This window comes from Qipengyuania sp. B-5, assembly GCF_056857815.1.
Window position 1 is genome coordinate 70,510 of sequence record NZ_JBSXNU010000053.1, and the last position, 22,635, is coordinate 93,144.

General features: G+C 60.3%; 24 protein-coding genes and 1 tRNA gene. 6 read left to right on the top strand and 19 right to left on the bottom strand.

The annotated features are described in order from the left end of the window. Nucleotides 1-4: 4 nt before the first annotated feature. The 3 genes from dnaG to AC13CE_RS12640 are packed head-to-tail and all read right to left on the bottom strand — an operon-like array spanning nucleotide 5 to nucleotide 3,050. Nucleotides 5-1,885, bottom strand: coding sequence for a DNA primase (gene dnaG, locus AC13CE_RS12630; protein WP_221538785.1), 1,881 nt, complete (start codon nucleotides 1,883-1,885; stop codon nucleotides 5-7). 32 nt (nucleotides 1,886-1,917) lie between these two features. After that, nucleotides 1,918-2,601, bottom strand: a complete 684-nt coding sequence (locus AC13CE_RS12635) for a hypothetical protein (RefSeq protein ID WP_221538787.1) — start codon at nucleotides 2,599-2,601, stop codon at nucleotides 1,918-1,920. Beyond that, nucleotides 2,598-3,050 (bottom strand): GatB/YqeY domain-containing protein, encoded by a 453-nt coding sequence (locus AC13CE_RS12640; protein ID WP_221538789.1) that lies wholly within the window; start codon nucleotides 3,048-3,050, stop codon nucleotides 2,598-2,600. Before AC13CE_RS12640 ends, AC13CE_RS12635 begins: the two co-directional genes overlap by 4 nt. Nucleotides 3,051-3,224: 174 nt before the next feature. Here AC13CE_RS12640 and carA point away from each other — a divergent pair, with 174 nt between their 5' ends. The 4 genes from carA to greA all read left to right on the top strand — a co-directional run bounded on the left by carA (nucleotide 3,225) and on the right by greA (nucleotide 8,972). After that, nucleotides 3,225-4,403 (top strand): glutamine-hydrolyzing carbamoyl-phosphate synthase small subunit, encoded by a 1,179-nt coding sequence (gene carA / locus AC13CE_RS12645; protein ID WP_221538792.1) that lies wholly within the window; start codon nucleotides 3,225-3,227, stop codon nucleotides 4,401-4,403. Next, on the top strand, nucleotides 4,400-4,762 hold the full coding sequence (locus AC13CE_RS12650; RefSeq protein ID WP_221538793.1) for a hypothetical protein: 363 nt from the start codon (nucleotides 4,400-4,402) through the stop codon (nucleotides 4,760-4,762). The genes carA and AC13CE_RS12650 overlap by 4 nt, the downstream gene beginning before the upstream one ends. Nucleotides 4,763-5,069: 307 nt before the next feature. Continuing rightward, nucleotides 5,070-8,393 (top strand): carbamoyl-phosphate synthase large subunit, encoded by a 3,324-nt coding sequence (carB, locus tag AC13CE_RS12655; RefSeq protein ID WP_221538795.1) that lies wholly within the window; start codon nucleotides 5,070-5,072, stop codon nucleotides 8,391-8,393. A gap of 111 nt (nucleotides 8,394-8,504) precedes the next feature. Then, complete coding sequence (greA, locus tag AC13CE_RS12660; RefSeq protein ID WP_425594516.1) at nucleotides 8,505-8,972, top strand: transcription elongation factor GreA; 468 nt, start codon at nucleotides 8,505-8,507, stop codon at nucleotides 8,970-8,972. Between the two features lie 40 nt (nucleotides 8,973-9,012). On the opposite strand, the gene AC13CE_RS12665 is transcribed toward greA, so the two are convergent. The 6 genes from AC13CE_RS12665 to AC13CE_RS12690 all read right to left on the bottom strand — a co-directional run bounded on the left by AC13CE_RS12665 (nucleotide 9,013) and on the right by AC13CE_RS12690 (nucleotide 11,852). Continuing rightward, nucleotides 9,013-9,516: a GNAT family N-acetyltransferase gene (locus tag AC13CE_RS12665; protein ID WP_221538798.1), complete on the bottom strand. Its 504-nt coding sequence runs from the start codon at nucleotides 9,514-9,516 to the stop codon at nucleotides 9,013-9,015. A 10-nt stretch (nucleotides 9,517-9,526) separates the two neighbouring features. Continuing rightward, nucleotides 9,527-9,757: a DUF4170 domain-containing protein gene (locus tag AC13CE_RS12670; protein WP_473822090.1), complete on the bottom strand. Its 231-nt coding sequence runs from the start codon at nucleotides 9,755-9,757 to the stop codon at nucleotides 9,527-9,529. A 105-nt stretch (nucleotides 9,758-9,862) separates the two neighbouring features. Beyond that, nucleotides 9,863-10,372, bottom strand: a complete 510-nt coding sequence (locus AC13CE_RS12675) for a hypothetical protein (RefSeq protein WP_221538816.1) — start codon at nucleotides 10,370-10,372, stop codon at nucleotides 9,863-9,865. Nucleotides 10,373-10,411: 39 nt separating this feature from the next. Continuing rightward, nucleotides 10,412-10,759 (bottom strand): hypothetical protein, encoded by a 348-nt coding sequence (locus AC13CE_RS12680; protein ID WP_221538818.1) that lies wholly within the window; start codon nucleotides 10,757-10,759, stop codon nucleotides 10,412-10,414. Next, nucleotides 10,756-11,184 (bottom strand): phage holin family protein, encoded by a 429-nt coding sequence (locus tag AC13CE_RS12685; protein WP_221538819.1) that lies wholly within the window; start codon nucleotides 11,182-11,184, stop codon nucleotides 10,756-10,758. The genes AC13CE_RS12680 and AC13CE_RS12685 overlap by 4 nt, the downstream gene beginning before the upstream one ends. Nucleotides 11,185-11,207: 23 nt before the next feature. Beyond that, nucleotides 11,208-11,852 (bottom strand): DUF883 C-terminal domain-containing protein, encoded by a 645-nt coding sequence (locus AC13CE_RS12690; RefSeq protein ID WP_221538820.1) that lies wholly within the window; start codon nucleotides 11,850-11,852, stop codon nucleotides 11,208-11,210. A gap of 175 nt (nucleotides 11,853-12,027) precedes the next feature. On the opposite strand from AC13CE_RS12690, the gene eno reads away from it, so the two are divergent. After that, nucleotides 12,028-13,317: a phosphopyruvate hydratase gene (gene eno, locus AC13CE_RS12695; protein ID WP_221538821.1), complete on the top strand. Its 1,290-nt coding sequence runs from the start codon at nucleotides 12,028-12,030 to the stop codon at nucleotides 13,315-13,317. Nucleotides 13,318-13,320: 3 nt separating this feature from the next. On the opposite strand, the gene AC13CE_RS12700 is transcribed toward eno, so the two are convergent. From AC13CE_RS12700 to AC13CE_RS12720, 5 genes are all read right to left on the bottom strand, one after another. Then, complete coding sequence (locus AC13CE_RS12700) at nucleotides 13,321-13,572, bottom strand: hypothetical protein (RefSeq protein ID WP_221538822.1); 252 nt, start codon at nucleotides 13,570-13,572, stop codon at nucleotides 13,321-13,323. A gap of 84 nt (nucleotides 13,573-13,656) precedes the next feature. Next, nucleotides 13,657-14,079: a 6,7-dimethyl-8-ribityllumazine synthase gene (ribH, locus tag AC13CE_RS12705; RefSeq protein ID WP_221538824.1), complete on the bottom strand. Its 423-nt coding sequence runs from the start codon at nucleotides 14,077-14,079 to the stop codon at nucleotides 13,657-13,659. A gap of 4 nt (nucleotides 14,080-14,083) precedes the next feature. Then, nucleotides 14,084-15,322 carry a 3,4-dihydroxy-2-butanone-4-phosphate synthase gene (gene ribB, locus AC13CE_RS12710; protein ID WP_482972640.1) on the bottom strand — a complete coding sequence of 413 codons (1,239 nt, stop codon included), beginning with the start codon at nucleotides 15,320-15,322 and terminating at the stop codon, nucleotides 14,084-14,086. Between the two features lie 222 nt (nucleotides 15,323-15,544). Then, nucleotides 15,545-15,620, bottom strand: a tRNA-Lys gene (locus AC13CE_RS12715). A gap of 127 nt (nucleotides 15,621-15,747) precedes the next feature. Beyond that, the gene (locus AC13CE_RS12720) at nucleotides 15,748-16,074 is read right to left on the bottom strand and encodes a hypothetical protein (RefSeq protein WP_221538827.1); all 327 of its coding nucleotides are present in this window, start codon (nucleotides 16,072-16,074) and stop codon (nucleotides 15,748-15,750) included. A gap of 123 nt (nucleotides 16,075-16,197) precedes the next feature. Here AC13CE_RS12720 and AC13CE_RS12725 point away from each other — a divergent pair, with 123 nt between their 5' ends. Further along, a complete protein-coding gene (locus AC13CE_RS12725) occupies nucleotides 16,198-16,899 on the top strand; it encodes a helix-turn-helix transcriptional regulator (protein ID WP_482972641.1) in 702 nt (233 codons plus the stop codon). Nucleotides 16,900-16,902: 3 nt separating this feature from the next. Here the strand turns inward: AC13CE_RS12725 and rodA are convergent, their stop codons facing one another. Genes rodA through AC13CE_RS12750 form a run of 5 tightly spaced genes read right to left on the bottom strand, consistent with a single transcriptional unit; the run spans nucleotide 16,903 to nucleotide 22,609 of the window. Beyond that, nucleotides 16,903-18,024: a rod shape-determining protein RodA gene (gene rodA / locus AC13CE_RS12730; RefSeq protein ID WP_221538831.1), complete on the bottom strand. Its 1,122-nt coding sequence runs from the start codon at nucleotides 18,022-18,024 to the stop codon at nucleotides 16,903-16,905. Next, nucleotides 18,021-20,111 carry a penicillin-binding protein 2 gene (gene mrdA / locus AC13CE_RS12735; RefSeq protein WP_482972642.1) on the bottom strand — a complete coding sequence of 697 codons (2,091 nt, stop codon included), beginning with the start codon at nucleotides 20,109-20,111 and terminating at the stop codon, nucleotides 18,021-18,023. The genes rodA and mrdA overlap by 4 nt, the downstream gene beginning before the upstream one ends. After that, the gene (locus tag AC13CE_RS12740) at nucleotides 20,111-20,662 is read right to left on the bottom strand and encodes a rod shape-determining protein MreD (protein ID WP_221538835.1); all 552 of its coding nucleotides are present in this window, start codon (nucleotides 20,660-20,662) and stop codon (nucleotides 20,111-20,113) included. Before AC13CE_RS12740 ends, mrdA begins: the two co-directional genes overlap by 1 nt. Beyond that, nucleotides 20,662-21,552, bottom strand: a complete 891-nt coding sequence (locus AC13CE_RS12745; RefSeq protein ID WP_482972643.1) for a rod shape-determining protein MreC — start codon at nucleotides 21,550-21,552, stop codon at nucleotides 20,662-20,664. The genes AC13CE_RS12740 and AC13CE_RS12745 overlap by 1 nt, the downstream gene beginning before the upstream one ends. A 13-nt stretch (nucleotides 21,553-21,565) precedes the next feature. Next, on the bottom strand, nucleotides 21,566-22,609 hold the full coding sequence (locus tag AC13CE_RS12750; RefSeq protein ID WP_221538839.1) for a rod shape-determining protein: 1,044 nt from the start codon (nucleotides 22,607-22,609) through the stop codon (nucleotides 21,566-21,568). Between the last annotated feature and the right edge of the window lie 26 nt (nucleotides 22,610-22,635).

Genomic DNA, 22,635 nt, shown 5'->3' on the forward strand with positions numbered 1-22,635 from the left:
CGTTCTATGCACCGCCCGCAGGTTCTGTACCCTGCGCGCTGTCTCTATCCTTGGTGGCCGACGAAGCGGCCCTTCGACTTGCCATGTGTCCGAGTCGCGCCTCGAATTCCAGCTTCCGCTTCAACAAACGCTGTTGTTCGGCGAAAGCTCCTTCGGGGTCGGTTTCGAATCGCGCAGTCGCCTCTGCGAGCGCAGCTTCGAGCGCCGGCCTTTCGACCAGCAACGACACGGCTTCAGCCAGATCCTCGCGCGCATTAACCGGGTCGGTGCCTTTATCTAGAAAAGCGAAACGGGTGTTTGCCGGTGGGGCGGGTAGGCCTTCTGGCAGCGATATGGGCGATTGGGCGTGCGAATCAAGCATTTCCGCAGCGGCAAGTAAGGAATCTATCGCAGGGCCGACATTTCGGTCACGCGCGGCGAAGCGCGAAAGGGCCGCTTCGTGCCGGGCGATCTCGCCGGGATGGCGCAAAAGTCCGTGGATTACAGCGCTTGAAAGGGTGTCACGCGAACCGCCCGACATGGCGTGTTTCAGCCGGGCAGCAGTCTCGGGGGAAAGGCGGGGCGGGGGCGGTTTGAAACCGCCTTGCCATTGTCCACGCGGCTTGAATTCCCGGGGAGGGCGGGGCGGAAAGGCGAAATTGGAGAATCGCTCGAGCAGTTCGCGCTTGTAGAGCGCCTTGATATCGGGGTGCTGGATTGCGTCGACATGGTTCAGCAGGCGCTCCTTGAGCCCGGCTTTCTCTTCGGGAGAATTGAGCGGCATGGCATCGCGCTCGAAGGCCCAAAGCGTATCGAGCAGGCTTTCGGGATTGGCGAGAAGTTCCTCCATTGCGGCGGTGCCCCTCTCGCGCAGGAGATCGTCCGGGTCCTTGCCTGCGGGCATGCGCACGATGGCGAGCGAATGGCCCGGACGAAGCATCGGAAGCACGCGTCCGATTGCGCGCATGGCTGCGCGTTGCCCGGCGTTATCGCCGTCGAAGCACAGAATCGGCCGTTCCACCTGGCGCCAGAGAAGCTCGATCTGGTGCTCGGTCAGCGCCGTGCCGAGTGGCGCGACGGCTTCCGCGATACCGGCATTCGCGAGCGCGATAGCGTCCATATAGCCTTCAACGACCACGATACGTCCGCTCTGACGGGCGGCAGGCGCGGCGCGGTGCAGATTGTAGAGCGTGCGTCCCTTGTCGAAGAGCGGCGTGTCGGGGCTGTTGAGATATTTCGGCCCATGCGCCTCCGCATCCAGGATGCGTCCGCCGAATGCGATCACCCGGCCGCGCGTGTCCTGGATGGGCAGCATCAGGCGGTCCCTGAAACGGTCGTAGGGATCCTTGCCCTCGACCTCGATCCGCATCCCCGCTTCGACGAGCATGGATTCATCGAAGGGCAGGGCGTTCTTGAGAGCCTGCCGGTCGGACGGTGCGAAGCCGAAGCCGAATTCGCGCACCACTCTGTCGGAAAAGCCCCGGTTCTTCAGATAGGTCCGCGCCTCGGCGCCTTCGGATGAGGAGAGTCGATCGACGAACCACTGCTGCGCCGCGGATGTGACATCATGCAGGCTCGCCCGCTTTTCCGCCCTTTCCGCAGATCGCGGGTCGGGTGCCGGAACTTCCATCCCGGCTTCGGCGGCCAGTTCCTTTACCGCATCCATGAAGGGCATGCCGCGCTGGTCGGTCAGCCAGCGGATTGCGTCGCCATGTGCCTCGCAGCCGAAGCAGTGGTAGAATCCCTTTTCGTCGTTGACGTAAAAGCTGGGCGTCTTCTCGTTGTGGAAGGGGCAGCAGGCTTTGAACTCGCGCCCCGCCTTGGTCAGCCTGACCGTGCGGCCGATCACAGCGGACAGCGTCGTCCGCATGCGCAATTCGTCCAGCCATTGGGGTGAGAGGGCCATGCCCTTTCCCTACAACGGCGGGCTGCCAATCGCTAGTTCGCGCGCGGTGCCCCTGCCGGTTTTTCTTCGGCGGGGAAGGGGCCCTTGGCGACCGCCTGATTGCCATCGACCTCCAGCAGATAGGCATCGGCGGGACCCGCAGGGGGCAGGGTGGATTGCCACCAGAACGTCAGCGACGAACCCGGCTCCCAACTGCCCTGCGTCACACGCCAGATGATGCGTCCATCATCGCTGGTGATGGAAATCGCATCCTCACTGCCGAGCGCTGCCATCGCCTCGGCATTCGAATAGCCGACTGCGCGGTTGAAGCCGTGGGCTCTCTCCGTAGTTCGAAAGAGAGTAGGCGGGCTTTCGACCACCTCGGGCCCTTCGGTCGGCTCCGCTTCGGGTTCCTCTATATCGATAAGCGTCACGCGGTGGACATAGGTGTAGATGGTGCCTTCGGGCATTTCGCCCGGCTTGCATTCCTCGGTGCTCTCGGGACAGGCGACGAAGCTCACCATCTTGCCGATTTCACGATTTCCGGCGCTCAATACGGTTTCCACCTCAGGGCCCTGAGGCCCGACGATTTTCGCACCGAGCGTGGACAGGTCGAGGTCGGCCGCGGCCAGCGTACGGGGCTGGGCGACCGTGGGCGTCGGGGTGGGTGCAGGCTCGGGTTCGCTCTGGGAACAGGCCGCAAGGGCAAGCGGCGCGATCAGTAGCAGCTTCCTCAAGACAGGGCCTCCTTCACCAGCCCGCTCGCCTTGCTCATATCCAGGGTGGCGCCGTGGCGCGCTTTCAGTTCGGCCATGACCTTGCCCATGTCTTTCATACCTTCCGCACCGGTATCGGCCTTGATCTGCGCGATGGCGGCGCGGGTTTCGTCTTCGCTCATCTGCTTGGGCAGGAATTCCTCGATGACGGCGAGTTCGGCCTTCTCCTTGTCCGCCAGTTCCTGGCGGCCGCCGCTTTCATACATCTCGATCGATTCGCGGCGCTGCTTGGCCATCTTCATCAGCACATCGGTGACCAGCTCGTCATCACCCGGCTTCTTGTCCGAAGTCCGCAGCTCGATATCGCGGTCCTTGATCTTCGCCCCGATGAGGCGGAGCGCCGCGGTGCGCTCCTTTTCCTTGGCCTTCATGGCGGTGACTGTTTCGGACTGGATCTGTTCGCGGAGCATTTTGTCTCTTCTTGTTTAAACTGTGGATGTTTCGCCCTTCATTTAATGGAAGGTCGCGGAAAGCCAAGTGTTCCGCCGGGCAAGGTCATAAAGCGGCGCTTGACGGGACTCGTCGCTGGCCCTAGCGGCTGGGACTTAGCACACATCGCTGGAAACCCCTTACCCGGAGCGCCCATGGCCCTGTCCGCATTTTCGCACGCGCAACCCAAAGATGCGACGGGAGTCCTCGTTCTGGCAGATGGCACCTGCATCTGGGGCAAGGGCTTCGGCGCGTCCGGCAGCGCGGTGGGCGAAGTCTGCTTCAATACCGCGATGACCGGATACCAGGAGGTGATGACCGATCCCTCCTACGACAGCCAGATCGTCACCTTCACCTTCCCGCATATCGGCAATGTCGGCGCGAACGAGGAAGACGTGGAGAGCCGCGGGCTGGGCGCAGTCGGCCTCGTCGTGCGGCAGGACGTGACCCGCCATTCGAATTTCCGTGCCCGCGACGAATTCGTGGAGTGGTGCGTGCGGCACGGCAAGATCGGCCTGTCCGGCGTGGACACGCGGGCGCTGACCCGGCGCATCCGCATTCAGGGCGCACCCAACGCCGTAATCGCACATAATCCGCGCGGCCAGTTCGACATGAAGGCGCTCAAGAAGCAGGCCGCCGAATGGAGCGGCCTGGAAGGGCTCGACCTCGTGCCCGGCGTGACCCGCGATACGCACGAAGACTGGAAGGGCGGCTACTGGCAGCTCGGCACCGGCTATGCAGAAGCCGACAATGCAAAACCACATGTGGTGGCGATCGATTATGGCGCGAAGGACAATATCTTCCGCAACCTCGTGAAAGCGGGCGCGAAGGTCACGGTCGTGCCGGCACGCACCAGCCTTGATGACATTCTCGCGCTGGAACCGGACGGCGTGTTCCTTTCCAACGGTCCAGGGGATCCGGCGGCGACAGGCGAATATGCCGTGCCGGTGATCAAGGGACTGCTAGAGCGCGACGTGCCGCTATTCGGTATCTGCCTCGGCCACCAGATGCTCGGACTTGCCGTAGGGGCGAAAACCGCCAAGATGTTCCAGGGCCACCGCGGCGCAAACCACCCCGTCCAGCGGGTCGGGGAAGGGTGGGGCGAAAGCACCGGCCTCGTCGAGATCACCAGCATGAACCACGGCTTCGCGGTCGACGGCGAAACCTTGCCCGACGGTGTGGAGCAGACCCACGTCTCGCTATTCGACGGCACCAATTGCGGGATCAGCATCAAGGGCAAGAAGGCGTTCGGGGTGCAGTATCACCCCGAGGCATCGCCGGGGCCGCAGGATAGCTTCTACCTGTTCGAGAAGTTTGTGGGGATGTTGGTATGATGAATCTGCCAACTATTCTTCGTCAGACTTCAACAAAGCGAACTAGCGCACTCTCTGAAGGGTCGAAGTTGTGTGGAATTATTCTTGCAATTTGTGCGGCACCATTGTTCGTCGTCGAAGGTTGGATGGCAATTTGGTTGCTCTCGATAATTTCGCTCGTGGGCCTCGGGACGTTTGGTCTGTGGTTTTATAAAGAATTGAAAGGCAAAAATCTTCCCACGGAAGAACACACAGAAAACATGGCAGCTATCTCTTTGATGGGACAAAACCGCGACGGAAAAGAGCCGATCATCGAAGCGATTATGGACGAAACTCCTGTGGCAAACCCCCGACTTGGACAGGGGGAGCAAGCGCAATGACAAATTTTGTCTACGTTCTTTCCTACAATGCATTCGCGGCTAACCCAAGCGATAGCCAAGTACAGATTTTTATGAAGTCACACCGTGACATCGATAGGTGGTATCTGCCGTTTTTGGGTACATACATTTTTAAGTCTCATCGCGGAGTGCAGGAGCTGGCACCCGAGTTTCGGCAATTTTTCGGAGAGACTTTTTTCACACTCACTTACGCCGTTCCTCATTTCATGGGCGGTTCTCTCCCTTCAAGCGTGTGGCACTGGATAAATGACCTGCCGCCTCCCCCTCCTACGCTGGGAAGCTCTTCATAATGCCCAAACGCACTGACATCTCCTCTATCCTCGTCATCGGCGCTGGCCCGATCATCATCGGCCAGGCCTGCGAATTCGACTATTCCGGTACGCAGGCGATCAAGGCGCTGAAGGAGGAGGGCTACCGGGTCATCCTGGTCAACTCCAACCCCGCCACGATCATGACCGATCCGGAAATGGCCGACGCAACATATGTCGAGCCGATCACGCCCGAGATCGTAGCTAAGATCATCGCCAAGGAGCGGCCCGACGCGGTGCTGCCGACGATGGGCGGGCAGACCGCGCTTAACTGCGCGCTGGCGCTCTATCATGACGGCACGCTGGAGAAATACGGGGTCCAGATGATCGGCGCCGATGCGGACGCCATCGACAAGGCTGAGAACCGCCAGCGCTTCCGCGAGGCAATGGACAAGATCGGCCTCGAAAGCGCGCGCAGCGGCGTGGCCAAGACCGTGGACGAGGCTTACGCCGTGCTGGAACGCACCGGCCTGCCTGCCATCATCCGGCCCAGCTTCACGCTTGGCGGGACCGGGGGAGGCATTGCCTACAACCGGGCCGAGTTCGAGCGGATCGTGCGCGAAGGTCTCGACGCTTCGCCCACCACCGAAGTCCTGATCGAGGAATCGCTCCTCGGCTGGAAGGAATACGAGATGGAGGTGGTGCGCGACCGCAAGGACAATTGCATCATCATCTGTTCGATCGAGAACGTCGATCCGATGGGCGTGCACACGGGGGATTCCATAACCGTCGCGCCGGCGCTGACGCTGACCGACAAGGAATACCAGATCATGCGCACCGCCAGCATCGAGGTGCTGCGTGAAATCGGTGTGGAAACAGGTGGTTCGAACGTACAGTTCGCAGTCAATCCGAAGGACGGGCGCCTGATCGTCATCGAGATGAACCCGCGCGTTTCGCGATCTTCCGCACTGGCATCCAAGGCCACCGGCTTCCCCATCGCGCGGGTCGCTGCGAAGCTGGCGGTAGGCTATACGCTGGACGAGGTGCAGAACGAGATCACCGGCGCGACTCCGGCCAGTTTCGAGCCGACGATCGACTATGTCGTCACCAAGATCCCGCGCTTCGCCTTCGAGAAATTCAAGGGGGCAAAGCCTGAGCTGTCGACCGCAATGAAATCGGTCGGAGAGGTGATGGCGATCGGCCGATGTTTTGCGGAATCGGTCCAGAAGGCCTTGCGCGGCCTCGAAACCGGCCTCGACGGCTTCAACCGCGTGCCAGAACTCGAAGGCGTCAGCCGGGAAAAGATCACCGCTGCATTGAGCCAGCGCACACCCGACCGCATCCTCCGGATCGCGCAGGCTTTCCGCGAGGAATTCACCGTCGAGGAAGTGGCCCAAATCACCGGTTTCGACCCGTGGTTCCTGCGCCAGATCGAAGCGATCATCTACGAAGAGAACATGCTGGGCCATAATGGTCTTCCGCGTGACGAGGCGGAAATGCGCCGCCTGAAAGCAATGGGCTTTTCCGACAAGCGCCTCGCCACGCTGGCGGTGCGTTCGGTCGGTGTTGCGGGCGGCATGGCCGAAACGCAGGCGCGGCGTTCGGGCCTGCTGCACGATGCCCTTCGCGCCATGGCCGGTGCGACTTCGGAGCAGGAAGTGCGCAAGCTGCGCCACAAGCTCGGCGTCTATCCGGTCTACAAGCGGATCGACAGCTGCGCCGCCGAATTCGAAGCGGTGACGCCCTATATGTACTCGACTTACGAGGCCCCAAGTTTCGGTGAGCCCGAAGACGAGGCCGAGCCGAGCGACGCCAAGAAGATCGTCATCCTCGGCGGCGGTCCCAACCGGATCGGGCAAGGTATCGAATTCGATTACTGCTGCGTCCACGCCTGCTTCGCGCTGGCAGAAGCCGGGTTCGAGACCATCATGGTCAACTGCAACCCGGAAACGGTCTCCACCGATTACGACACTTCCGACCGCCTCTATTTCGAACCGCTGACCGAGGAAGACGTGCTGGAGATCATGCGCGTCGAAATGTCCAAGGGCGAAGTGGTCGGTGTGATCGTTCAGTTCGGCGGGCAGACCCCGCTGAAACTGGCCGCCGCGCTGGAGCGCGAGGGGATCCCCATCCTCGGCACCAGTCCCGATGCGATCGACCTCGCCGAAGACCGCGAACGCTTTGCCCGCCTAGTCAACCAGTTGAAGCTCAAGCAGCCGCTCAATGGCATAGCAAAGAGCCGCGACGAGGCGGTGGCTGCCGCTTCGCGCATCGGTTATCCTGTTCTCCTTCGCCCGAGTTACGTGCTTGGTGGCCGAGCCATGGAAATCGTCGACAGTGAAGCGCAGCTCGATGATTACATCGCGACCGCGGTTAATGTTTCGGGCGACAGCCCAGTGCTGGTCGACCAGTACCTGCGCGACGCGGTGGAATGCGACGTCGATGTGGTAGCCGACGGCAATGAAGTCCGCATAGCAGGCGTCATGCAGCATATCGAGGAGGCGGGTGTCCATTCGGGTGACAGCGCCTGTACCTTGCCGCCCTACAGCCTTCCTGCGGAAATCATCGAGGAGATGGAGCGTCAGGCGACTGCGCTCGCCGAAGCGCTGGAAGTGCGCGGCCTGATGAACGTCCAGTTCGCGGTGAAGGATGGCGAGGTTTACCTGATCGAGGTCAATCCGCGCGCGAGCCGCACGGTGCCCTTCGTCGCCAAGGCCATCGGGCGGCCCATCGCCAAGATCGCTGCCCGCGTGATGGCGGGTGAGCCCCTGTCCAGCTTCGAGCCCTTCGACCTCAAGCCGGGCCACATGGCGGTGAAGGAAGCCGTTTTTCCTTTCGCGCGTTTCCCCGGTTCTGACCCAGTGCTTTCGCCCGAGATGAAATCCACCGGCGAAGTGATGGGCATCGACCGCAGCTTCCCGGCCGCGTTCTACAAGTCGCAGCTCGGTGCGGGAATGCAGCTGCCCACGCAGGGAACGGTGTTCGTTTCGGTGAAGGACAGCGACAAGGAGGTCATCCTCCCCGCCGTGAAGACGATCATCGAGAAGGGTTTCCGCGTCATCGCGACAGGAGGCACCCAGCGGTTCCTGTCAGAACAGGGCCTGGAAGTGGAGCGCGTCAACAAGGTAGCCGAAGGTCGTCCGCATATCGTCGATGCGATTATCGACGGAGAGGTCGCGCTGATTTTCAACTCGACCGAAGGCTGGCAGTCGCTGCTCGACAGTCAGTCGATCCGCGAGGCCGCTCTCGAAAAGAAGCTGCCATACTATACGACGGCGGCGGGCAGCCTGGCCGCAGCGCGGGCAATTGCGGAGGTTTCGACCGAGCAACTTGAAGTGCGTTCCCTGCAAGACTATTATAGCTGACAAGAAACAAACGCGTACCCTCCAAACATTCGGTCACGATACGCACCGCAAGTTCGCGGTGCACGGTCGAATTGTCCGGATCGGTAGGCAAAGCAGGAAGGATTGAAGCCCATGGAAAAAGTGCCGATGCTGGCCGAGGGCTATGAAAAGCTGACCGCCGATCTCAAGGCATTGCGTGCCGAGCGGCCGAAGATCGTCGATGCGATCGAGGAGGCGCGTGCGCATGGCGATCTTTCGGAAAACGCCGAATATCACGCCGCCAAGGAACGCCAAGGCCAGGTCGAAGCGATGATCGGCGATCTGGAAGACAAGATCAGCCGCGCGCAGATCATCGATCCGACCACGCTTTCCGGCGACAAGGTCGTTTTCGGGGCGACCGTTACGCTGCTCGACGAGAACGACAAGCCGGTGAAGTACCAGATCGTCGGACAGACCGAAGCCGATGCTGGCAAGGGCCGGATCAGCTACACTTCGCCGATCGCTCGCGCACTGATCGGCAAGCAGGTCGAGGAAGAAGTCGAAGTCACCGTGCCGAGCGGGGACAAGTTCTACCTGATCGACAAGATCGAATTCGTCTGATCCATATATGAAGCGCCGCCGACCATGCTGCGCTTTCCGATCAAGCGGTATTCTTGGCCCTGTTTACGGGTTCGATGGTCTTCACCATCGCCCAGTTCGTGATCTCGACGCCTTCGATCTCGAAGGTGCGCTTCTTCATCGCCGTATAGCCCGCGCTTTCGAAGGCCGGCTTCGCGATCTCGCTCGCTTCGGTGAAGAGGTGGGTGATCCCGTGGTACTTCGCATATAGCGCTGCCGTTTCCAGCAGGCTCGAGGCGATGCCCTCGTTGGTATGGTCGGGATGGCAGTAGAGATGATCGAGGTGGCCGGTCTGCTCGAGCATGGCATAGGCGACCGGGACCTCGTGGTCGTCCGTGGCGATGAATATCTGTGTCCCGGCATCCGCCTGCGCCTGATAGACTTCCGGACCTGCGAAATTCGACAGCCAGGCTTCGACCTGCTCTTCGCTGTAGGCGTCCGGGCCGATTGCGCCGATGGCCGCGCGTCCGAGCTCGGCGAGCGCTTCGGCATCGCCTTCTTCGAACGAGCGGATCGAATAGCCCATTGCCGAACCCTCAGGCTTCCGGATCGAGCAGCTTGTGCAGGTGGACGATAACGTACTTCATTTCGGCATCGTCCACGGTGCGCTGGGCATTGCCGCGCCAGGCGTCCTCGGCGTCGTCGTAGTTCGAGTAAACGCCCGCAACATGAATGCTCTCCGGGTCGGAGAAGGTGACGCTGCGCGGATCGGTAACCCGGCCGCCCATCACCAGGTAGAGCGTCTGTTTGCTCTCTTTTTCTTCCATTGGTCCGTTCTTTCTCAAGGGAGGAGATAACGGCCACGCCCATAGCGGAAGCGGCGCGACAGGCAACCCTGTCACGCCGCTACTGCAAGTTGGTTTAGGAAGCGTTTAGTCCGTCAGGCGCGCACGCAGATCGCGATAGGCACGCGACGACTTGCGACCGGCCCGGCGCTTGCTTGAACGCAGTTTGTCGCCCATGGAATCGAGACGGTATCCGGTGTCGCGTTTGAGGCGGCGGGCCTGCGTACCGGCAGCATCGCCGAAGTCTTCGATCTTGTCGCCCGCTCCTTCCAGCATCGAAAGCCCGTAGGCGAGGGCAGTATCCGCTGCATAGGCCGCGAATGCACCACCGCGCCTGCCGAGATCGCGTCCACGGCGCGTCATCGCACCGATAACGAGACCTATGGTGATTGCACCGGCAATGGTGGCCACCGGGTGCCGCTTGGCGAAATCGACGGCACTGTCCGCGACATCCTTCGCCTGGTTCATCAAGCTGCGTTCCTCGTTCCGCTGCTCGCCTGCTTCAATACGGGCGCGGAGCTGGTCACGCTTTTCCTGATCGGTAAGCTTGCCGTCGGCGCTGATCGGGGTGACGTTGGTTTCGGCGGTGTCTGCCATGATTTTCCTCATTATTTCGTGTTCGCTAACCCAACGGTTTCAGCGACCGAAGTGTTCCGCCGGTTCGTCCCGAAGGTCCCACCCGTCGCCTTCTTCTTCTTCTTCGGCCTCGGGACCAAATCCGAAGATCGAAAGGATAGGGTTGCGGGCAAACCACACCACAATGGCGGCGACCAGGGCCGCAAGGGCGCCTTTGTTATCTTCCGCCACATCGATCGCCTCTTCATAGAGATCGATCGCACCTTCCTTGGCGCGGTCGATGATCCGCGTTCCGATGCTCTTCTGAACAAGGTCCGTCTTGAGGTGCTGTATGTCGGCTTCGAGAAGGGCCCGCGCGGAATCACGGAGGTACTTGTCTTCCAGCATGCGGATCTTGCGATCGCTCATTTTTCCTCATCCGAAAAAGCCGCGCGAATGTCGTCGATCCGCTTCTTGAGCATGCGCAATAACACGATGCCCACCACGATGAGTGTGAGCGAGACAATGGCCGTGGCGATCCACGGACCCACCAGCGGCATCAACGCGATAACGACACCTACGGTGAGGGCGATCAGCGCAAGGTGCAACACGCCGAAAGCGCCGAAGCCGAGGGCGACGGCGCTTTTCAGCCGGTTGGCGGTATAGCCTGCACGGCTCTTCTGATAGGCGACCTCCGCCTCGGCGTAGGTCTTGCCATCTTCGAACAGGGCAAGAAGATCATCGGCAAGGGAAGGGCCGTGTGGCGCCTCGTCCTCGTGATGAACATCGTGCTCGTCAGGCGTGTCGAGCGGGCTTTCGTAGCCCGCCCGGTCCCTTGGTTCTTCGTCCAGCATCCCGCTCCCTGTTTCCGGAGCGATCAGCGACGAAACAGGCGCGAGAGCAAGAAACCGGCCACGGCCGCGATGCCGATCGCGGTTCCCGGGCTCTTGCGGACAAATTCGCGGCTATCTTCGACAAGATCGTCGACGCTCTTCTGGTCGAGCTTGGCGGCATAGTCCTCGAGCGCAGTGGACGCGCTGCGGGCATATTCACCATATTTCGCGCCGAGCTTTTCGTCGACCTGATGCGCGTTCTCATTGATCGTGCGGCTGAGCGAACGGAGGCCTTCGCTGGTCTTGACCTTGCCTTCGGTGGCAAGCTCCCGCCCCTTGACCTTGGCGTCCTTGCCGTAGGTCTTGGCTTCGCTGACCCAGTCCTGGCTCTTGTCCTTGGCTTGACCGCGATAGGAAGCGGCACGCTCGCGACCCTCAGCTTTAAGCGCGGCGGCACCGGCCTTTGCTTCTTCCAGGGCGGCGTTGAAACGGCTCTTGGCTTCGGCGCGGTGCGGATTGGACGCGCCGGTCTTCGATTCCTGTGTCGTGGCAGTGTTGGTCACGGGGGTCATCTCCTTGGCTGCACCCTTCTTGGCCACGGTCTTGCGCGGCTTCTTCGCGGTGCTGGTTTTACTTGCGGTGGTAGTTTTGCGTTTCTTTGGCGTTCCGCCTGCGGTCGTATCGGCCATGCTTCTGTCCTAGCCCTCAATTCGTGATCGTATCCGGGCTCTGGAAAGCGCCCGGTCTTCTATGGTGCAACGCGGCTTGCGCGGGTGTGTTCCGGCGCATAGAGCGCTTCGCGTATTCCCCGATTTGGGGGTGTTTTACACCATTACAACACCAGAGGCCGGAGACTGTTCCGAAATGACCGCAATTATCGATATCCACGCTCGCGAAATTCTCGACAGCCGGGGCAATCCGACGGTGGAAGTCGATGTACTTCTGGAAGACGGCAGCTTCGGCCGCGCGGCAGTACCTTCCGGTGCATCGACCGGTGCGCATGAGGCGGTCGAACTGCGGGACGGGGACAAAGGCCGCTATCTCGGCAAGGGCGTCACCAAGGCAGTCGACGCGGTGAACACCGAAATCCGTGATCTTCTCGTCGGCAATTTCGATGCCGAAGATCAGCGCGACATCGACCATTCGATGATCGCGCTCGACGATACGCACAACAAAGGGCGTCTCGGCGCGAACGGCATTCTCGGCGTCAGCATGGCGACCGCCAAGGCAGCGGCAAACGCACGCGGCCTGCCACTCTACAGCTACATCGGCGGTGTTTCCGCGCATGTCCTGCCGGTTCCTATGATGAACATCATCAACGGCGGCGAACATGCCGATAACCCGATCGACATCCAGGAATTCATGGTCATGCCGGTGGGGGCGGACAGCTTCGCCGAAGCGGCTCGTTGGGGGGCGGAGATTTTCCACACGCTCAAGAAGAAGCTGGGCGAAAAGGGGCTGGCGACCTCGGTCGGTGACGAAGGTGGCTTCGCCCCGAATCTTGCGAGCACCCGAGACGCGCTCGATTTCATCATGGCGTCGATCGAGCAGGCCGGCTTCAAGCCCGGTGATGACGTGGTACTTGCGCTCGACTGCGCCTCGACCGAATTCTTTAAGGACGGCAAATACGAGATCTCGGGCGAGAACCTCTCCCTCGACGGGCCCGAAATGGCCGAATATCTCGACAAGCTCTGCCGTGATTATCCGATCCGTTCGATCGAGGACGGCATGGCCGAGGACGATTTCGAGGGCTGGAAGGCGCTGACCGATCGCATCGGCAAGAGCATCCAACTCGTCGGCGACGACTTGTTCGTCACCAATCCGCAGCGTCTGCGCGAAGGCATCGACCAGGGCCTCGCCAATTCCCTGCTTGTGAAGGTCAACCAGATCGGCACGCTCAGCGAGACACTGGACGCAGTCACCATCGCCAACCGGGCGGGCTACACGGCCGTCATGTCGCACCGCTCGGGTGAAACAGAGGATGCGACGATTGCGGATCTGGCGGTTGCCACCAATTGCGGCCAGATCAAGACCGGCAGCCTCGCACGGTCGGATCGGCTCGCGAAGTACAACCAGCTCATCCGTATCGAGGAAGAACTGGGTGACAGCGCTCTCTATGCCGGTCGAGATTGCTTCGGCAAGATCATCTGCTGACCATCAATCTTCCTTCCGGTTCTTGGGATGTAGCCAGTACTGGTACACCCCCCAGGCATTGATCAGCAGGAGGACGCCGTTCATCGTGGCAAGCGGAATGGCGTCCTCGGTCAGACCGATGTAGATCCAGAGCGCCGAGACGATACAGAACAGGATGAAGCCCCAGGCGGTCGCCCGCCGTCCCAGGTCGAAGGCGATCATCGAGGCCGCCGCGACCGTGCCGATCGAAGCAATCCATTCCAGCGGCCCGTTCATGATTTTCTGTCTCGCATAGAGCCGAGGACGGACGCGGCGTGATTGTGTTCCAAAAACCGCTGTTTATTCAGGCCTCGGTTCGACCTAGCTCGCGAACCGGCTCCGCAGTTCGAGCAGGGCGAGGGCAGCCTTGGCAGCTTCTCCGCCCTTGTCCTTCTGCTTCGGATCGGCGCGAACGAGAGCTTGCGCGTCGTTCTCGACCGTGAGGATGCCGTTGCCGATCGCAATACCGTCCATCGTCAGTGCCATGATGCCGCGTGCGCTTTCCCCAGCCACGATCTCGAAGTGGTAGGTGTCGCCGCGGATCACCACGCCGATGGCGACAAAGCCGTCATAGCGTCCGCTGTCCGCAGCAAGAGAGATCGCGCCGGGTATTTCCAGCGCGCCAGGGACGGTCAGGACCTCTACCGAATGCCCTTCGGCCTCCAGCGCGGACTTCGCACCTGCTATCAACTGGTCGTTGAGATGGTCGTAGAAACGGGCTTCGACAATCAGGAAATTGGCCAAAGGCTTACTCCGGAATGGGCATGTGATCGACGATGTTCAGGCCATAGCCTTCGATCGCGACGACATTGGGTTGTGAATTGCTGAGCAGGATCATGTCTTCCACACCCAGGTCTGCAAGAATTTGCGATCCGATGCCCACGTTACGTTCGGATTCGTTCTGGCCATAGCCCGAAGCGGGCCGGCCGGTGATAATCACGATGACGCCCGAGCCATGTTCGCCCATCGCCTGCATGGCGCGCTGGAGTGTGCGCTTGCGCGGACCAGGCTTGCCGAGCACGTCGTCGAAAATCGAGATCGGGTGAACACGGGTGAGGGTGGGCTTTCCCTCCTGCACCTCGCCCTTCTGCAGGACATAGCTCTCGCTGCCGTCGATCTTGTTGCGGTAGGTCAGCATCCGCCAGCTTCCCCCGTAATCGGAATCGAAGCTGTCTTCGGCGATGCGTTCTACCAGATGATCGTACCGCATGCGGTATTCGATCAGATCCCGGATCGTCCCGATCTTCATGTCATGCTTGCGCGCGAAGGCGACGAGATCGTCAAGCCGGGCCATCGTACCATCGTCCTTCATGATCTCGCAGATCACGCCCGATGGATTGAGCCCCGCAAGGCGCGAGATATCGACTGCAGCTTCGGTATGTCCAGCGCGGACCAGAACGCCTCCGTCGCGTGCGGTAAGCGGGAAGACATGCCCCGGGGTAACGATGTCCTCGGGACCCTTGGTAGGATCGATGGCGACCGACACCGTTCGCGAACGATCCGCGGCACTGATGCCGGTCGTCACGCCCGTCTTCGCCTCGATCGAAGTGGTGAAGGCGGTCTGCATGCTTTCGCGGTTGTCGCGGCTCATGGGCTGGAGGCCAAGCGCCTTCACGCGCTTGCTGTCCAGCGACAGGCAGATCAGCCCGCGGCCATAGGTGGCCATGAAATTGATGGCATTGGGCGTTGCCATCTGGGCCGGAATAATGAGATCGCCTTCGTTCTCCCGGTCTTCGTCATCGACAAGGATAAACATCCGCCCGTTGCGCGCCTCGTCGATGATTTCCTCGGCACCGACTATGACCGGCGTTTCGTCATTGGCCTCTAGAAAAGCGGCCAATTTGTTGAGCGTATCAGTGGTCGGGTTCCAGCCATCATCCGTACAGTCGCGCAAAGTATTGGCGTGAAGCCCTGCCGCACGTGCGAGGCCAGCCCGGGTCATCAACCCGTTGCCGACCAGGGTGCGAACTTTTTCGATCGTATCCATACCCGCCCATATATCACATCACAATGTGAATTCAATTCACAAATCACATTACGATGCATTTAAAGTCCTATTGCTCGTTGGCCTCGCGGCCATCGTGGCGTGGCGATCACGGCTTGTAGGGTGAGTTTCCAGGGGAGGAGTGAGTTTCTTGGCGCCGACTAGCTGGGCAAGAAAACAGACGTTGGCCAACATCTCTAAAAGGGGATAAGTATCTGAAAGGTTTGGTGGACGCACTAGGGCTCGAACCTAGGACCCGCTGATTAAGAGTCAGCTGCTCTACCAACTGAGCTATGCGTCCACACTCACGGCATGTCTCCGTGCCCGGCCCGGTGGTACGGGCGGCCCCGACTCGGGGAGGCGCTCATATAGCGGCTGTTCTGCGAATGAAAAGTCTCAATGTGGACTTTCAGTCGGCATTTCGACCTTTACCGGCGCGAGGCCTCAGCTGCTCCGTCATCCAGGAGGATCAACCTGGCACCGAAAGGGTCTGTTGGGTCATCCTCGATTCTTGCCAGTCTTTCGAATTCCAGCTTGCGGACACCTCCGAAGCATTCACTGAGGGTGAAGCCGGTTATCTGCGGCAGATCGTAGACCGGAAGGGCGAAACCCTGTTCGGCGCTCCGGTGCAGGATCCGCAGGATGGTGTTCGAAAGTTTTTCGTCATCTTGGCCTTGATGATCCGGGTGGAGGTCGTCTGCCCCTTGATGGCGAGAATCCACTCTCCCTGCAAAGGTGTAGTTGTCCGTTTTCATTGCGCGATCCCTTTTCACAAGGTCCGGATTCCACCGGGCTCCTGCGATCGGGTGTCCACATAGTCGCCGATATGCGCTAAGATAGTCACGCGGCTGGGGGACAGCCACGGCGGTTCAGCGCGAATGCGAACATTTTCGGCAGATATCGAACGGATGGAGGATTGCGAGGCAATCCTTGAATACGTATACTATTCTTGCCGAGAAGAGGGCGCGGCCTGGTTCAGCTATCATTTCACTCCAATTTTCGAATCACCCACTTCGCATAACGCTTTCATCTGGGCGCGGGGCTATCCTCTCGATCTCCAGAAAAAGTATTTCGGAGAGGGATATCGCCAAATCGATCCGGTTCCGCGGCTGACCCTGGAGCATGGCCACATACTTACTTGGCGAAAAGCAATGCAGCTTGCCAAAGGCGATCCCACTGCCAAACGATATATCGAGGAGTTCGGGATCGAGAACTGGGCGGGTTTCGCGCTATACGGTCCACGCAACCGGGATGCGTTCGCTGCGCTGACTTTCCTCGAAGATCCCGAACTGTTCGAAGCAGGGCGTCTGGCACATCTGCACACGTTGCTCCAAACGGCACATCTCCAGATATGCAAGGTGATGGATAATGCAGAGCCAGAAGTGATTTTGTCCGCGCGCGAACGAGAAGTTCTCACATGGATGGGGCGCGGCAAATCGGCGACCGAGACTGCGGAAATTCTGAACATTTCGCCGGAGACGGTCAAAACCTATGTAAAGCGGGTGTACGAAAAACTCGAAGCGAATGACCGGGTGACAGCGACCGTTCGGGCACTGAAACTCGGTCTCGTGAAGCTCTAGGCTTCAGCTGAGGATCAGGCCCGTCCGAGGCGACTTCTGGTTCCATCTGTGAACCATCATCAGCACGCCGATGCAGATCATGTTGGTCATCATCGAGCTGCCGCCGTGACTGATGAAGGGCAGCGGTATGCCCACCACCGGGGCGAAGCCCATTACCATTAACAGATTGATCGCGACGTAGAAGAAGATCGTGGCGGTCATGCCGGCCGCCAGCAGCTTGGCAAACCGGTCGGTACTCGCTTTCGCTACCTTGAGACCCCAGAATAGGATCAGGCCAAAGGCGCCGATTGTGAACAGGCCGCCGGCAAAACCCCATTCTTCGGCCATGGTCGCGAATACGAAATCCGTATGCGGCTCGGGAAGATAGTTGAGGTGGCTTTGCGAACCTTCATTGAAGCCTTTGCCGAACATGCCCCCCGATCCGATTGCGATCTTTGACTGGGTGATTTGATAGCCGTCGCCCAAGGGATCATTTTCAGGATCGAGGAAAGTCAGAACGCGCTTCTGCTGATAGTCCTGAAGCCCCACAAAGAATGCGACGGGTGCCAAAGCGATTGCCGCTATGCCCGAGAGCACGAACCAGCGCAGTGGCAGGCCAGCCAGAAACAGAACGACAAAGCCGCCGAATGCTATGGCAAGCGACGTACCGAGATCGGGCTGCAGAAGTACGAAGGCCATTGGCAGCAAGATGATCGCGGCGGCAGGCATGAGAGCTCGCCACGTCGGCACCATGCCGACGGGAAGCGAGCCGTAGTATTGAGCCAGTGCAAGCACGACTGCCGGTTTCATGAGTTCCGAAGGCTGAATGCGGATCGGGCCGAGTTCAAGCCAGCGCTGGCTCCCGCCTCCGACCTGACCGACGATTTCGACTGCGATCACGAGCAGCAGGATGGCGATATAGGCCGGGTAGGCGAGCAGCCCGACTACATCTCTTCCAAACCGTGAAATAACGACTGCCATGACAATGAAAATGGCAAAACGGATCAAATGCGACTGCGCGTAAGCCTCGAAGTTGCCGGCCGCCGCCGACGTGAGAACAAGTGCACCGAAACCAATCAGCGCGAACAGCGGGAACAGCATCATCCACGGCTGCCGGGCCACGGGCGCTGGAACGATATTGCTCATTCGACCTGATCCTCAGTCATGGAGGACGGGCCGCTGGGCGTTGAAGGAGACGGCGAACCTTCGGCCCGGGAGCTGCGTTGTTGCTGAGCCAGTTCTTCCGATTGACGTTGCGCCAGACGCGCTTCGGCATCAACCTGATCGAAGATCTGTTCGGTGCGCAACGGTACGGGTTCCACAACTTCGCCAGCTGCTGCGGCGTACGCGCGGTACTTGGCCTCGAGCCGCTGCGAGGCGGTGCCACCCCATTGTTCTTCCAGAGGACGCAAGGCCTCCATTCCCTTCACAGGGTCGAAGAGGAAAGTCATCACATCCCGAGCGATTGGATAGGCTGCGCCCGATCCTCCGCCATGTTCAATCACGACGGCGCCAGCATATTTCGGCTTGTCGAAGGGCGCGAAGAAAACGAAGAGCCCATGGTCGCGATATTTCCACGGGCCACTCCTACCGTCCGAAACGCTGAGCGAGACGACCTGTGCCGTTCCCGTCTTGCCCGCCATCTGGATGCCTTCGATCGGCAATCTTGCGCGGCCGGCAGTGCCTGGGCCGTTGACCACATCGCTCATTGCCTGACGAACGTAGTCGATTTCGTCCGAACTGAAATCGAAGTGCTCGAACTTTGGCCTGCGATCATCCATCCGAAGATGCGGCATCACCTTGTACCCAGTCGCAAGTCGTGCACTCATCACGGCAAGCTGGAGTGGATTCACAAGGTAATAGCCCTGTCCGATCGAAGCGTTGACGGTATCGTAAGGTTGCCAGGCCTGATCGTATTTCCGCTGCTTCCACGCAGGGTCCGGGACCGTTCCGTAGAACTGGCTGGCAACGGGCAGGTCGAATTCTTCGCCCAGGCCCATTTTATGCGCCCATTCGGCTACTTTCTGGAAGCCGATCTGTTGCGCGAAGTGATAGAAATAGCTGTCGCAGCTCTGATAAATGGCCTTGGCCATGTCGACCCGGCCATGATTGCTCCAGCAGTTGAAGAACCGGTTTCCGATCCTTCGGCCGCCGCCACACATGATCGCTTCGTCCGGCTTCACACCTGCATCGAGGAAAGCCATGCAATGCATCGGCTTGACGGTAGAACCGGGCGGGTAAAGTCCCTTGAGGACCTTGTTGCGCAGTGGCACGCGCTCGTCCTCGCGCAGCATGGAGTATTCGACCCGGCCAATCCCAGCAGAAAAGCTGTTGGGATCGAAGCTCGGCATGGAAGACATGCACAGTATGTCGCCGCTTTCACAATCCATGACGACGCAGGAGCCGCTTTCAAGTCCGATGCGGCGCGCGGCGTAATCCTGCAAAGGCCCGTCGATCGTCAGCCGTACCGAAGCGCCCTGCCTGTCTTCCCGCGTTTCGAGGTCACGTACAATCCGGCCCGAGGCAGTTACCTCGACACGGCGCGCGCCGGGTTCACCTTGCAATTCCTCCTCGAATTGCGCTTCGAGCGCGTCCTTCCCGATCTTGTAGCCGGGAGTGATGAGGAGGGGATCGGGATTTTCCTCATACTCCTCCGCCGAGGCCGGTCCCACATAGCCGATAAGATGGCCGACGCTGGGGCCTGTGGGATAAAACCGTGAGAAGCCGCGCTGCGGCACGACCCCGGGCAGATCGGGAAGGCGAACGCTTATAGCAGCGAATTGATCGTAATTGAGCCCGGTAGCCACCTCGATTGGCTGGAACCCGCGCGCCTCTTCGATACGCTTCGATATGTCGGCCAAATTGTTTGTCGACAAATCGAGGATATTTGACAGCACGCTGAGCGTCTTTTCCGGATCAGCCAACCGATCCGGAATGACATCGACGCGAAAGTCGGCGCGGTTGGAGGCTAGCGGCGCACCGTTCCGATCGAGTATCCAACCCCGCCGGGGAGGGATGAGCGACAGGTTCACCCTGTTGCTTTCGGACTCCAGCACCCAGCGTTCATTTTCTGCAATGGCGATATAGGCCATGCGGGACGCGAGGATCATCCCGATCCCGCCCATGCCCGCACCGATCACGAAGGTGCGCCGATCGAAAGTGTTGTCGAGAGTGGTCTGGCTGACCAGTTCGCGCGGTTTCGCACCAGTTCTCCGGCGTCCGAACAAACCCATCAGACCCGCCTCCAGCGCCTCAGACGGAGTTCGTCGAGACGGGATACGAAGACGGCTACGAGTGGATAGATCAAAACTGTAAACACGAGTTGGGGCACGATAGCGACGAGCGAGGGCAGGGTGGGCGTGGCACCGGAAAGTAGCCAGCCTGCGCAGAGATAGCTGCCCGCCAATATACCGGCTGTGAACCAGTCCTGCCAGAATGCGCGCCATGGCCAGCGCATTTCCACCGCTTCGATCACGAGTAGAGTGACGGACCAGGTAAGGATCGCGAAGCCGAAGGGTTGCCCGCTGTAGAGATCATCGAACAGCCCAAGCGGGAAACCGGCCCACACGGGGAGCAATCCAGGCCTGACGAGCCGCCAGGCAAGAAGCATGAGAAAGCCCAGCGGGGGTACTATCGGCAGAGCAGAGGCAATCGGAAAGATCGGCAGAAGTGAACCGATCAGGATAGAGCCCCATGGAATGATATTGGCGAGCAGCGGCGAATGCGAACGATTGATGCGGCTGCCGTAGGCATCACTCCGGGCGCGCGGTTCGATCCGCTCCATCAGTCGCCCAGCTCTTCTTCGATCGGTGTCTGCGAGCCGACTACGGCTTCAGGTTCGAAGATCGGTTCTACCGAGACGAAATCGGTCGCCGCAGGATCGCTTACGATGCGCGCGAGTGCCCCGTCGTCGGTCAGTTCGGTTACAATGGCGACAGCTATGCCCGGTGGATAATAGCCACCGGCACCGCTGGTCACGAACATGTCACCCACCGCCAGCGGGTTGATGCCGAGATTGATGAGCTTGATACGCAGGAAGCTGTCCCCGCGGCCTTCGGCGAAAGCGACGGTTTCGCCGCCGGCGCGGATCACAGGCAAGACGCTTTCGCTGTCGGTCAGCAGCAGGACACGCGAGGAGGTCGTCCCGGTTTCGAGGATGCGACCCACGACGCCCCGCGCCGAGCGAACCGGCATTCCCACTTCTACTCCGTCCTCGGAGCCTGCACCGAGATAGGCGAAGCGGCGCGTGCTCGACGCAGTCGAACCGACGAGCCGCGCCACTGCCACGGGCTTGCGCTCTTCGTCCTGCAGATCGAGAAGGCCTTTGAGACGTACATTCTCGCGCCGGAGTGCCTCTGCTTCTGCGAGGCGAATGCGCGCAAGTTCCATCTCGCGCTTCAATTCTGCGTTCTTCGAACCAGCGCGGTAATAGCCGCTGATCGAATCCCACAGGGATTTCGAGCCGGTTCGTGCCACTGCGACCGTCTCCGTGGCCGGAGAGGCGGCATCTTGCGCGGCACCTCTCGGTCCGTCGAATATATCCGGCTGGAAAAAGGATATGCCAAGCAGAACCGCACCGATCAGCGCACCGGCCCCGGCGACGATGTAGCCGGTGAAAAGATTGTATTGCGCTCGCTTGGAATAGCTGGAGCGCCGCTGGCCGCTCGGCGCCATGGCCGGGTCCCCCTTATGCGGTCATCAAGACCCCGCGATAGATCGGATCTTCCATCGCACGTCCCGTTCCCAGCGCCACGCAGGACAACGGGTCTTCCGCGATCGTGACGGGAAGACCGGTTTCTTCGCGAAGATATTCGTCGAGCCCGCCGATCAGCGCTCCGCCGCCGGTGAGCACGATACCTTGGTCGACGATGTCGGCCGCCAGTTCTGGCGCCGTATTCTCCAGTGCGATGCGCACACCTTCGACGATCGCGCCAATCGGTTCGCTGAGCGCTTCGGCGATGTGACCCTGGTTGATCGTAATTTCCTTGGGCACGCCGTTGACGAGATCGCGGCCCTTGATGGTGATCTGTTCGCCAACACCGTCTTCGGGCGGACGTGCGACGCCATAGTCCTTCTTGATACGCTCGGCAGTGCTTTCGCCGATCAGCAGGTTGTGGTGTCGTCGGACATAGGAGACGATGGCTTCATCCATCTTGTCACCGCCGGTGCGGACCGAAGTGGTGTAGGCGAGACCACGCAACGATAGCACCGCGACTTCCGTCGTCCCACCGCCGATATCGACGACCATGGAGCCGACTGGTTCGGTAACCGGCATGTCGGCACCGATGGCCGCAGCCATGGGCTCGAGAATCAGATAGACCTGGCTGGCACCGGCATTCGATGCCGCATCGCGGATTGCGCGACGCTCGACGGAAGTCGAACCCGAGGGGACACAGATGGTGATTTCGGGATAACGCATCAGGCTCTTGCGGCCATTCACCTTGCGGATGAAGTGCTTGATCATTTCCTCTGCCACGTCGAGGTCGGCGATCACGCCGTCACGAAGGGGGCGGATGGCTTCAATCGAGTCGGGCGTCTTGCCCATCATCATCTTCGCATCATCGCCAACGGCTTTGACGCGCTTCATGCCGTTGATCGTTTCGAGCGCAACCACGCTCGGTTCGTTCAGGACGATGCCCTGATCCTGTACGTAAACCAGCGTATTGGCGGTCCCGAGATCGATCGCCATGTTCTGCACGCCAAATTTGAAGATATTATTCCAGAGGCCCATATTCGTTCGATAATCCGTGTGATGTC